Annotated in this window: 8 protein-coding genes; 1 reads left to right on the top strand and 7 read right to left on the bottom strand. The window is 76.8% G+C overall.

The features are described 5' to 3' along the window. Nucleotides 1-65: 65 nt before the first annotated feature. Nucleotides 66-3,485: a DUF3892 domain-containing protein gene (locus tag Q3W71_RS25905; protein WP_302922068.1), complete on the top strand. Its 3,420-nt coding sequence runs from the start codon at nt 66-68 to the stop codon at nt 3,483-3,485. Nucleotides 3,486-3,528: 43 nt separating this feature from the next. Here the strand turns inward: Q3W71_RS25905 and Q3W71_RS25900 are convergent, their stop codons facing one another. The 7 genes from Q3W71_RS25900 to Q3W71_RS25870 all read right to left on the bottom strand — a co-directional run bounded on the left by Q3W71_RS25900 (nt 3,529) and on the right by Q3W71_RS25870 (nt 11,478). After that, on the bottom strand, nt 3,529-4,227 hold the full coding sequence (locus Q3W71_RS25900; RefSeq protein ID WP_302922067.1) for an SDR family oxidoreductase: 699 nt from the start codon (nt 4,225-4,227) through the stop codon (nt 3,529-3,531). A 53-nt stretch (nt 4,228-4,280) separates the two neighbouring features. Continuing rightward, complete coding sequence (locus Q3W71_RS25895; protein ID WP_302922066.1) at nt 4,281-4,784, bottom strand: helix-turn-helix domain-containing protein; 504 nt, start codon at nt 4,782-4,784, stop codon at nt 4,281-4,283. A 115-nt stretch (nt 4,785-4,899) separates the two neighbouring features. Continuing rightward, on the bottom strand, nt 4,900-5,211 hold the full coding sequence (locus Q3W71_RS25890; protein ID WP_302922065.1) for a hypothetical protein: 312 nt from the start codon (nt 5,209-5,211) through the stop codon (nt 4,900-4,902). Between the two features lie 267 nt (nt 5,212-5,478). Then, the gene (locus tag Q3W71_RS25885; protein WP_302922064.1) at nt 5,479-8,226 is read right to left on the bottom strand and encodes a glycoside hydrolase family 38 C-terminal domain-containing protein; all 2,748 of its coding nucleotides are present in this window, start codon (nt 8,224-8,226) and stop codon (nt 5,479-5,481) included. Further along, nucleotides 8,226-9,371, bottom strand: coding sequence for a Gfo/Idh/MocA family protein (locus Q3W71_RS25880; RefSeq protein WP_302922063.1), 1,146 nt, complete (start codon nt 9,369-9,371; stop codon nt 8,226-8,228). The genes Q3W71_RS25885 and Q3W71_RS25880 overlap by 1 nt, the downstream gene beginning before the upstream one ends. Continuing rightward, nucleotides 9,368-10,279, bottom strand: coding sequence for a sugar phosphate isomerase/epimerase (locus tag Q3W71_RS25875; RefSeq protein WP_302922062.1), 912 nt, complete (start codon nt 10,277-10,279; stop codon nt 9,368-9,370). Before Q3W71_RS25875 ends, Q3W71_RS25880 begins: the two co-directional genes overlap by 4 nt. Further along, complete coding sequence (locus Q3W71_RS25870; protein WP_302922061.1) at nt 10,270-11,478, bottom strand: CehA/McbA family metallohydrolase; 1,209 nt, start codon at nt 11,476-11,478, stop codon at nt 10,270-10,272. The genes Q3W71_RS25875 and Q3W71_RS25870 overlap by 10 nt, the downstream gene beginning before the upstream one ends.

Here is an 11,478-nt window from a genome sequence, read left to right as displayed (position 1 = left end):
CCGCGGCCCCGCCGATCCCACCGCCGGGCCCGACACCGGCCCGCCCCGAACAAGGGAGCCCTTCCGTGCCAACTCTCCTCGTCCCGGTCGCGCTCGACGTGCTGGTCGTCCGGGAGCCCGGTGCCGCGTCCGACTGGGCGGACACCGCGCTGACCCGGCCCACCCCGCCCGCCAACGGCCGGGTGCGGCAGGACCTGCTGCCCGAGCCGTTCAGCGCCCGGTCCACCGCCCGGCCGGCGGGCGCGCACCTGCACTGGGGCCTCCCCGACGGGTTGACCCGGGGCGTCGCCGACGACACCGGCGCCACCACCTTCCCGCCGGTGCCGGACCGGTGGCTGGTGGTGCGGCTCTCCGGCGCGGCGACGCCCGGCCCCCGGGCGGTGGAGGCGTGGCTGCTGCCGTACGCGGGCGCGATCGAGCCGGTGCGGGTGGACCGCGCGCTGACCGGCCCGACCCTGCCCGCCCCCGGCGCCGCGCCGCGTTCCCCGCTGACCGCGCTCGGCCACGGGGATCTCGGCTGGGCCGGCTACTACGACAACGTGACCCACCGGTTCGCGCTGCACGACGAGCTGACCGGGGTCACCGGGCCGGTGGCCTACCTGGTGGTGGGTTGGTACACCGACCTGGCCCGGGACCCGCTGCACGTGACCGGGGAGACGGCGCACGCCGAGCGGATGGAGGATCTCGGCTGGCAGATCCACCCGCCGCTCGACGTGGACGGCGACGGTGACGCCGACCAGCCGGTGCCGGACCGGTCGGTCTACCACGCGGCGGCGGTCTCCATCGGCTGGCCGACGCCGAACTGGCCGGGCGACGGCGGGCTGCTCGGCCGGGAGACCGACTACCGCCCGGCGGCGGACCAGGTGGCGCTGGCCCTGGGCGAGACCCTGGCCGAGGCACTCGCGGCGGTCGCCGCCGAGCCGGACGACCCGACCGAGGCGGCCCGGATGGTCGAGGCGCTGCTGCAGGGCGCGCTGGCCGACGTGACCGGCGCCGACGGCCCCGCCCGGCTGGACGCCACGCTGCACCAGAGCCGGTTCGGCTCGGCCCCGGCGGCGGCCGGCAACGAGTACATCTGGCAGCCGGCGATCGGCTCCGGCGGTGCCGCCGGTGACGGGTCGTTCGTGCAGGTGGAGCGGACCCGGCCGCGGGTCTGGCACGCGCTGGAGCCGACGCTGGTGGTGACCGGCGGCGGGCGCAGCCCGAAGCACGGCGCGGACGGCCGCTACTCCACCCTGGGCACCCTGCTGTGCCGGGTGGACGGGCAGACGGTACGCGGGTTCGGGGTGGCCGGCGGCGACGCCGGCCGGGGCGCGGCGGTGCTGCCGGCCACCCCGCTCGCCGGGCTGCTGCCGCAGTACGGCGTGCCGGCGGTCGCCACCGACCTGCTCGTCGAGCTGGCCAGCATCGACCCGGGCTCCGCCCCGGACCTGGCCCGGTCCACCGACACCCAGCCGTCCCCGGTGGCCGCCGCCCGGGCCGCCTGGTGGGCGACCTTCGACCCGGGCGTGGGCGATCCGACGACCGCGCCGCCGGGCACCGTGGTGGAGGGTCAGCTGCCCAGCCCGGTGGGGGTGACCCCGCCGAGCCGGCCGTGGAATCCATTGCTGCTGGAGTGGTCGGGCACCTACCTGCCGTCCCCGCGCGGGGCGCACGACTGGCCGCTGGGCGAGGTGGACTTCGACCTGCCCGCCACGGTGACCGAGCCGCCCGCCGAGACCGGCCGTACGCTGCGCGGCCGGGTGATGCTGTCGGCGTCGGCGACCGCGCTGCTGGACGGCACGATCGACGCCGAGGACGCCGAGCGGGACCTGCTCTCCGGCGAGCTGGTGGGTATCGCCGAGCAGTTGCGCCGCGACGCCACCGGCCTGGTGGTGGACGCGCCGAACGCCACCGACACGGCACAGCCGCCGCAGCCGCCGCGGGCGCCGGACTTCGTTCCCCTGCGGGCGGGCTACCTGCGGGTGGACCGGGCCCGGCTGGTGGACGGCTTCGGCCGGTTCCTGGCGGTGCTCGGCCCGGAGGTGGCCGCGCCGGCGCCGGTGACGCACGGGGCGACGCTGGCCGTGCCCGGGCACCCGGACCTGGCCGCGCTGCGCCCCCGGTTCACCGCCCCGGCCCGGGTGCTGCTGCGCTTCGCCGACGCCACCGGCGCGACCCGCGACGCCGACGCCGGGATCAGCCCGGTCTGCGGCTACCTGGTGCCGTCGCTGGTCGACCGGACGCTGGAGTTCTTCGACGACAAGGGCAGCGGCTACGGGCGGCTGCGGCCGGACCCGGAGACGGTGACCGCCTGGGAGGAGGACCCGGGCCGGCCGGCGACGCTGGGCGCGCCGCCCAGCCGGTTCCTGCCGAACCCGCTGCTCGCCCGGTTCGCCGACCGCATGCTGGCCGCCGACAACGCGCTGGCCACCGCCCGCGCGGGCGGCCACCCGGCCGGCGGGGCGCAGAGCGCGCTGGAGTCGCTGCTGCGGGTGCTGGACACCACCCGGTGGACGGTGGACGTCACCGGCCGGGCCGGCGACGAGCACCTGGCGCTGCTGCTCGGCCGGCCGGTCGCGGTGGTGCGGGCGTACCTGAAGGTGGAGGTGGAGGACCCCCGGCAGCCTCCGGAGAACGCGCGGACCGGCGTACCGGTGCGGTTGGGCACGCTGTCGCGGTCGCAGGACGGGCTGCTGGCGTACTGCGTCGGCGACGACATGGACCGGCTGCACATCGTGGACCCGGCGGTGGCGCTGCTCGCCCCGGGGCTGCCCGACGAGAGCGGGACGGCCGCGCTGCCGGGCGCCGACCCGATCACCTCGCCGTACGTGGACACCTCCGGGATCTTCACGGTGAACCCCGGGGTGCCGGTGCCGCTGACCCTGCTGATGGTGCCGGGTTCGGACGTGCACGTCACCGCCGGGCTGGTGCCGCAGAAGTCGGTGGGGCTGCTGCGGGAGTGGACCGCGCCGGCGCTGTCCCGGCTGTCGCCGGCGCTGCGCTACGGTCCGGTGCTGCGGGACCTGGAGACCACCCGGCTGCCGCTGCCGCAGGACGTGCGCGGCTCGTGGCACTGGCACCGGCGCGCCGCGCCGGGGGAGTGGACCAGCGACTCGGTGGTGCCGACCACGCCGGACGCGTTGCTGCCGAACGAGCCGTCGGTGACCAGCGAGGGCTGGTTGCAGGTGGCGCTGGTCGCCGACACCGAGTACTACGACGCGGCGGTGCCGGTGCGGGTGAGCTGCGTGCGGACGGTGAACGGGACCACGGTCGGACTGGGCGGGCAGAACGGCGACGGGAGCCACTTCCTGATCCCGGTGCCGGAGGCGATCGAGCTGATCGGCAGCGGGCGGTTCGCGTTCTTCGTGCAGGAGCCGGGCACCGCGCGGACCGCCATCCGGGTGGTCCGCCCGCGGGTGGGCCGGCCGTACCTGCGCACGGTGGCCGACGCCACCTCGCCGAACAACCTGGACAGCCTGCCGGAGTGCAACCACGTACGGTGATCCGGCCGGTGGGGTGGCACCTGGGTGCCACCCCACCGCCGGGTCACGGCAGCCGCGGGTAGAGCGCGGCGACCCCACCGGCGAGCCCGGCCCGCACCTGCCGGCTGACGTCGTCGGCGACGATCTCGTACGCGTCGGCCTCGATGCCGTCCACCGCGATCCGGGCGATGTCCGCCGGGTCGGACTTCGGCCCGGTGACGCCGGCGGCCATGTCGGTGTCCATGTACCCGACGTGCAGGCCGGCGACCCGGATGCCGCGCCCGGCGAGCTGGGCGCGCAGCGCGTTGGTCATCGACCACTCGGCGGATTTCGCCGCGCTGTACGCGCCCAGGTGCGGGAAGCTCACCCAGGACAGCACCGACAGCACGTTGAGGATCGACCCGCCGCCGTTGCCGGTGATGACCGGGGCGAACGCGCGGACCATGGACAGCGTGCCGACGTAGTGGGTCTCCAGCTCCAGCCGGATCCGGTCGAGGTCGGCGTCGAGCAGGTCCGCGCCGGTGGCCGAGCCGGCGTTGTTGACCAGGAGCGTGACGTCGCCGGCGCGGTCGGCGGCGGCGGCCACCGAGGCGGGGTCGGTGATGTCCAGCCGCACCGGCGTGACGCCGGGCAGGTCGATCCGGTCGGGGTCGCGCGCGCCCGCGTAGACGGTGGCGCCGCGGGCGGTCAGCTCGGCGGCGAGGTGCCGGCCGAAGCCCCGGTTGGCGCCGGTGACGAGGGCGGTGGTTCCGGCGATCTTCATGTGCGTGCTCCTGGCTGGGTCGGGCCCGTGACGGTCACGTGCCGGGGTGGGGTTCAGGGCGCCGTCGGCGGGTTCCGGTCGGCGCGGCGCAGGCCGGGCCCCGGGCGTACGGCGATCTCGTCGGCGGCGACGTCGTGGCCGGCGTCGCAGCGCAGCCGGGCGTGCACGGCGGCGCCGCAGTCGTGGTGTTCGAGGCGGATCGCGGGCCCCGCCTCGTCGGCGGCCCAGGCGTCGCCCCACTGGCGCAGCGCGGTGAGCACCGGCAGTAGCTCGGCGCCCTTGCGGGTGAGGTGGTACTCGTCGCGGGTGCGCTGGCCGGGCTCCCGGTAGGGGTGCCGTTCCAGCAGCCCGTCGGCGACGAGCTGGCGGAGCCGCGCGGCGGCGACCGGCTCGCTGACGCCGGCCCGGCGGGCGAACGCGTCGAAGCGGCGGGTGCCCAGCGACGCCTCGCGCAGCAGCAGGAGGGTGGTGCGGTTGCCGACCACGTCCAGGGCCCGGGCGATCGAGCAGGTGCTGGTCAGCCAGGAGTCCCGGTCGGCGAGCAGGTCGTCGGTCATGCCGGCGACGCTACCGCACCTGACTTAGCTAAACAAAAGCCAGGTGCGTCACAGGGGCCCGGACACGACGATGCCGACCACCCGTCGGGTGGCCGGCATCGATCCGATGAGCTGGTTAGGCGGCGACCCGGGAGGCCGGCCGGCGCTGGGCCGGCGCGGTGGCGGCCCAGCCGGTGACCGGCTCGCGGTCCGCGGCGGGCGGCGCCGGCGGGGTGTCGGCCCGCGCCACGCTCAACGCGTGCTGGGCGTTGTTCCACGCGGCGCAGGGCCAGGACTGGCCGGCGCAGAGCAGGTTGCGGCAGCCGCCGTCGCCGTCCGGCTCGTGGGCGTCGGCCACCTCCAGAGCCAGCTTCCACAGCAGCGGGTCGGTCACCTCTTCGGGACGGTCGGCCTGGTGGTCGGACCGGTCGAGGCTGGTTTCGGGCACGGATGATCCCCCCTTGGGCGCAGGTGCTGGGCCCACCTTCACCAGTTTCAGCGCGGGTGAAACCTTCTACCGTTACGGCGCGCCGGTTATGAGGGTGTTTCCGCCGGAAGATCCCGCTGCTCGGCGGGACTGCGGTACGGACGGGCGGGAGTCGCTGTCCGCCGGGCCGGCTGTACCGGGTCGTCCGGACCACGTCGGCTCGGCCGCCAGGCCGGCAACCACCGGCGGTGGGTCCGGCGGGGGCGGGGGCCCGCCGGACCCACCGGGTCAGCCCAGGTCGAGCTGCACGGTGGCGATCTCCCAGGCCCGCAGCGGCACCCGGACCCGCCCGTCACCGTCCACGCCGAGCGGCTCGCCCGGCCGGCCGAGCAGGTCCGCCCGGCACGCCCCGCGGATGTCGGCGCCGCCGAGCACGGCGACGGTGTCCGTCGGGGTCTGTGCCACCAGCCGCACCTCGGTGCGGCCCGCCCGGTCCCGCACGCTGGTCAGCGCGACGCCGGCGCCGTCCACGGCGAGCCCGACCGCCGGCGCCGGCAGCTCGGTGGCCGGGTCGGCCGTGCCGGGGAAGGCCAGCAGCTCGTGCCGGTACGCCTCGGCGGCCGCCAGCACCCCGGCGGAGTGCCAGCCGCCCCGGTACGGCAGCACCGCCAGCTCGACAGTGCGCAGGCCGCGGCACTGCGCCTCGGGGGTGGGCAGTTGCGGACCGGCCGGCTCGTCGCGCAGCGCGTGCCGGTTGCGTGACAGCATCCCGATCGACCGCAGCAGGGTGACCGCCAGTTCCCCACCCGAGTCGGTCAGCTCGTACTCGGTGGGCTGGGTGAGCAGCACCGCGAGGGCGCCGTCCGGCCCGCCGGCGGCGACGAACCCGTTGGCCGGGAACGTCGGCAACGGCACCTCACCGCCGCCGCCCTCCGCGGTCAGCCCCCGCCGCACGACGGCGAACTGCCCCTCGGCGTACGAGGTGTCGGCCGGCGACGGCAGCGGCAGGTGCAGCCGCACCCGGTGGTCGTCGCAGCGGTTGTCGAACTCGACGCGCAGCCGGACGAACGGCTCGCCGCAGCGCAGCTCCACCCGGGTGGTGACGACGATCGCCTCGTGGTCCACCGCGCGGGAACCGGCGTCGACGTCCGCGGCCACCGGCCAGCGGTACTCCCGCACCACGTCGAGGACGGCGACCAGCGGCCCGTCGTGGCGGACCACGGTGCGCACCGCGCGCGGCTTGTCGACCGCCTCGTCGGCGGCCGGCGGGGCGTAGTTGTAGCTGTCGCCCACGTCGCCGCCGTCGACCACCCGGCCGACCCCGTCGACCGTCACGCCGTCCGGGGTGCTCAGCGCCAGCGTGCCGTCCTCGGCGACGTCCACCCGCAGCAGCCCGTTGTCGACGCTGCGGCCGGCCACCCGCACCGGGGCGAACCGCGGGTCCGCCGTCGCCGGCAGCGGCACCGGCCGGACCGCGGCGCGCCCGAGCGGCGGCACCTCGACCAGGGCGGCGACGGTGGCCCGGGGCGCGGCGAGGATGCGTACCCGCCAGCGGTCGTGCGGCCCGGCCGCGGCCAGCGCCAGCCGCACGTCCGCCACGTCGAAGGCCGGGTCGCCGTGCCGCGCCACCTGGAAGGTGAGGGTGGCGTCGTCGGGCGAGACGGACCAGGCGGCCACCTCCTGGCCGTACAGTTCGCGGCCGTGCACCCGGGTGAGCACGGCGGGCAGGTCGGCCGCCGGCACCAGGTCGTCGGCGAGCAGCGTCCGGCCCCGGTCGAGGACCTGCGCGGCCACGCTGCGGCCGGCGGCGTCGGCCAGGGCCACGGTGGCGTCGGCCGGTGCCGCCACGTCCAGGCGGACCACGGCGGTGCGCGCCGCTGGGGTGGGGTTGAACACCAGGTAGCCGTCCCGGGGCACGGCCGCGGCCAGCCGCGCGCCGACCAGGTCGCAGACCGCCCGGCCGAGCTGGTCGGCCTCGGCGAGGCGGGCGGCGACCTGCTCGGCGGTCTCGTCGCAGCCGCAGCCGGTCACCGAGTCGTGGCAGCTGGCGTCGATCAGCCGGGTCCAGGCCATGTCGAGGAAGCGCTGCACGGAACCGTCGTGGGTGAGCGCGGCGAGCGGTTCGGCGTACCGTTCGACCCGCCGCTCGGCGCGGTTCATCGCCCGCTTCAGGTGGCCGCGGACGGAGATCACGCCGGGCAGGATGTTGGCCCGGGCGTGCGAGCGCAGTTCCCCCCGGACGACGGGCAGGCCGTCGACGGTGGCCGGTTGGGTGGCGAAGTACTCGGCGAGGGTGCCCAGCCGCAGCCGGACATCCGCGAGGTCGGCGGCGGCGAGCAGGTCGGGCGCGTCCGGCGCCGGGGCGGCGTGGTCGGTGCCGTACATCGCCAGTACCGGGGTGTCCTCGCCGTCGAACCGCCAGTCGGCGAGCTTGCCGGCCAGGTCGGCGGCCCGGCGGGTGATCTGCGCGGGGTCCTCCATCAGCGCGGCCGCGTTGCCGTAGCCGCCGGGCAGGTACTCGGTGCGGACGGTGGTGCCGTCGGGCGCCTGCCAGGCGAACGCGTGGCGGTGCATCCCCTCGGGCACGCCGCGGAACACGCAGGCGTGGGCCAGCCCGGCGCCGGCCAGGATCTGCGGCATCTGGGCGATGTGGCCGAACATGTCGGGCAGGTAGCCGACCGGCATGGCGCCGCCCAGGTCGGCGCTGCGGGCCAGCCCGCGTTCCAGGTTGCGGACGATGTTCTCGCCGGAGCAGAGGAACTCGTCGAGCAGGATCTGCCACGGGCCCACCGCCAGCCGCCCGGCGCGGACCAGGGCGATCACCTGCTCCCGCCGTTCCGGGCGAACCTCCAGGTAGTCGTCGACCGCGGCGAGCTGCCCGTCCAGGGTGAACCGCTGTCGCGGGTCGCGCTCCATCCGGTCGAACACGTCGTCCAGCAGCGCCACCAGCCGCAACCGGAAGCGCTGGAACGGCTCGTACCACTCCCGGTCCCAGTGGGTGTGTGGCACCACGATGATCTCGGTCGGTCGCCCCATCAGCTCGCCGCCTCTCCGCCGATCGCCGCCCCGGTCAGCTCCCCGTAGCGGCGTACCACCTGCTGGCTGGTCCGTACGTCGGCCGCGCCCTCGGCGATCCCGGTCAGCGGCGCGGCGCCCGCGGTGACCATCGCGTGGAACGCGACCAGTTCCTGCTCGAACGCCTCGGTCACCGACCGGAACGCGGCCCGCCGCTCGCCGCCGCCGTGCTCGTCCACCACGGTCAGCGTGGTGGGCGCGTTGAGCAGGTACGGCGAGGGGAACACCAGCTCCAGCGAGCCGCGGGCGTGGTGCAGGGTGACCGTCTCCCGGTAGGCCGGGTAGTCGGGCAGGTTGAGCCACCGGATGCCGTAGCGGGCGCCACCGGGCAGCCGCCCGCTGATCTCCACGGACGGCTCGGCCGGGCCGGCCGGGGTCAGCGGCCAGGTGGCCACCTGCTCCACGGTGGCCGGTGCGCCGGTGAAGAGCCGCAGCAGGGACAGGTCGTGCGAGATGCTGTTGACCAGGATCTGGTAGAGGGTGCGGGCGCCCGGGTCCGCGCCGACGGCGGCGTCCAGCAGCGCCCGGTCGGCGGCGGCGAACCGGGCCGCCTCCTCGGCCGGCACGTCGCCGGCGGCCGGCGGCAGGTTGGCGAAGCGCAGTTGCCGGTCGCCGCCGGCGTGCAGCACGGTCACCTCCACCGCGTGCACCCGCTCCGCGCCGCCGAGCTCCGCCAGCAGCCGCGCGGCCTCGGCCACCGCCGGGTCGTACTGCTTCATGTAGCCGACCATCAGGGCGGTGCCGCCACCGGCCAGCTCGGCCAGCCGGTCGGTCTCGGCGATCGTGTACGCCAGCGGCTTCTCGGAGAGCACCGGCAGCCCGGCGCGCAGCGCCAGCGCGGCCAGCTCGCCGTGCGAGCCGGAGGTGGCCAGCAGCACCCCGTCGCAGCCGCCGTCGGTCACCATCCGGGCCGCGTCGGTGTGGCGGCGGGCCGGTTCCACGCCGTACCGCTCGCCCAGCTCGGCCACCCGGGTCGGGGACAGGTCGGCCAGCGCGACGATCTCGAACAGGTCGCTCCGGCGTTGCAGCAGCGGCAGGTGCACGGTGCGGGCGATGATGCCCAGCCCGGCCACCGCGATCCGGATCCGCTTGCCCGGCTCGGTCATCGCAGCGCCTCCTCGAGCCAGCGGAGATTGGCGTGCTGGTCGGCGCGGATCCGGTCGAGGTCCCGGCCGTCCGCCGGAGCGTCCTGCTCGATCACCAGCCAGCCGGTGTAGCCGGTGGCGTCGAGGCCGGCGAGCACCCCGGCGAGGTCGACGTCGCCGCGGCCCAGTGCGCAGAAGCCGCCCGCGGCGACCACGTCCATCAGCCCGCCGCCGGCCGCCCGGACCCGGGCGTGCGCGGCGAGGTCGGCGTCCTTGAGGTGCACCTGACCGATCCGCCCGGCCCAGCGGCGTACCGCGGCCACCGGGTCGCCGCCGGCCAGCGCCAGGTGCCCGGTGTCCAGGCAGACCGCGATGTCGGTGAGTTCGAGCAGCCGGTCGGCCTCCGCCTCGGTCTCCACGTCGGTGCCGAGGTGGTAGTGGAACACCGGCTCCAGACCGCGGTCGCGGCACCGGTCGGCGGCCTGCTGCACCCGGGCCGCGAAGTCCGGCCAGGCCGCGGCGGGCAGCGCCGAGGCCAGGTCGGTCGGGGCGCCGGGGCGGGCCATCCGGGCCGGGTTGCCGGGGCAGGCCAGGGTCGGCCGGGGCGCGAACCGGTGGTCGTCGACCGGCGCGGCGGTGAACACGTCGAGCGCCGCGTCGAGCTGGGCCAGGTCGTCGGCGAAGCCGGCCGGGTCGGCGAAGCGCAGGTCGACCCAGCCGCCGGCGAGCGCGATGCCCGTCGTGTCCAGCCGGCGGGCGAGGGCCTCGCCGGTGCCGAGGTAGCCGATCGGGCCGGAGTCCACCCCGGTGTAGCCGTCGTCGGCCAGCGCGGCGAGCAGGTCGTCGGGGCCGACGGGTGCGCCGGTGGGCTGGTAGATGCCGTAGTTGACGGGGGCGCCGGCCACCCGTGTGCGTCCGGTCAGCTGCACAGTGCGATCACCTCCATGCGGTGGGACTCCAGGACGTGCAGCCCGTCGCCGGCCGGTAGCAGGCACCGGTCGCCGCGGACCAGCCGGTGCCGCCCGTCCGGGTAGGCCAGCAGCGCGCCGTCGGCGTCGAGCACCAGCAGCTCGTCGCCGAGGCGCAGCAGCAGCGGCCCGTACGGGTCGGCGGAGATGGCGGTACGGCCGCCGCGCAGCGCGTCCAGCACGGCGTCCCCGGGCGGCGCGTCCCGGTCGGCGAGCACCCAGGTGGTGGGGGCGCCGGGCAGCGCGTCGGCGTCCGGGCGGTGGTAGTCGCTGCCGCCGACCGGTACGACGTCCGCCCGCCACGCCCGCGCCCAGGCCAGCGGGGCGCCCCAGGTGCGGTCCCACCAGCCGGAGTGCCAGACCTCGACCAGCGGGGTCCGGTCGGCCAGCGGCTGCCGCCAGGCGCAGTCGCCGCCGAGCGGGTGGTTGACCGACATCAGCCCGCCGTCGCGCCGGGCGGCGGCGAGCCACTCGTCCGGTGGCCGGCGGAAGTCGACCCAGCCCACCGGGCCGAAGACGTTGGCGTGCCCCCGGTCGGTGGTCACCTCCTGCCCGGGCAGCAGGGTGATGCCGTAGCGGCCGGAGGCGGCCGGCAGCCACGGGTGGTGGCTGACGGTGTTGTGGTCGGTGACGGCGAGGAAGTCCAGCCCGCGGGAGGCGGCGAGCGCGGCGAGTTCGTCGATGCTCTGCGCGCCGTCGCTGTGCACGGTGTGCGCGTGCAGGTCACCGGCGAGCCAGTGCCGGCCGTCGACGCCGGGCAGGTCCCGGCGGGGCGGCCGGTCGGGGCGCGGCGGCGCGGCCGGCGGCTCGGGAGCCGGCGGCGCGGTGCCGCTGGTGGTGGCGGTGACCTCGTACGCCAGCCCGTCGGGCGGGATGCGGTGCAGCCGCAGCAGCACCTGCCACTCGCCGGGTTCCAACTCGCCCGGGAGGTAGCCGGGGGTGGCCCAGTCGGCGGCCACGGTGTAGCCGTCGCGGGCGCCGCCGGACCAGCCGCGGAAGCCGGCCGGGCCGACGCAGCCGAGGTCGAGCACCCCGGCCGCGCGCGGGTAGTCCAGCCGGACGGTGAGCGCGGCCGTGCCGGGCGCGACGGTGACCGGCAGGGACCGCATCACGTCGTCGGCCCGGTCCTGGAGGGTCCACGTGCCCCGGTGCGTGACCAT

This window comes from Micromonospora sp. C28SCA-DRY-2, assembly GCF_030519475.1.
Taxonomy (GTDB): Bacteria; Actinomycetota; Actinomycetes; order Mycobacteriales; family Micromonosporaceae; genus Micromonospora.
The sequence above is the reverse complement of the archived record's forward strand: the minus strand, read 5'-3'. Positions and strand labels throughout refer to the sequence as shown.

Excerpts from the sequence above, each read along its gene's own strand:
- Q3W71_RS25895 (WP_302922066.1), bottom strand. The coding sequence starts at position 4,784 with ATGACCGACGACCTGCTCGCCGACCGGGACTCCTGGCTGACCAGCACC.
- Q3W71_RS25870 (WP_302922061.1), bottom strand. The coding sequence starts at position 11,478 with ATGGTCACGCACCGGGGCACGTGGACCCTCCAGGACCGGGCCGACGAC.
- Q3W71_RS25880 (WP_302922063.1), bottom strand. The coding sequence starts at position 9,371 with ATGACCGAGCCGGGCAAGCGGATCCGGATCGCGGTGGCCGGGCTGGGC.
- Q3W71_RS25885 (WP_302922064.1), bottom strand. The coding sequence starts at position 8,226 with ATGGGGCGACCGACCGAGATCATCGTGGTGCCACACACCCACTGGGAC.
- Q3W71_RS25900 (WP_302922067.1), bottom strand. The coding sequence starts at position 4,227 with ATGAAGATCGCCGGAACCACCGCCCTCGTCACCGGCGCCAACCGGGGC.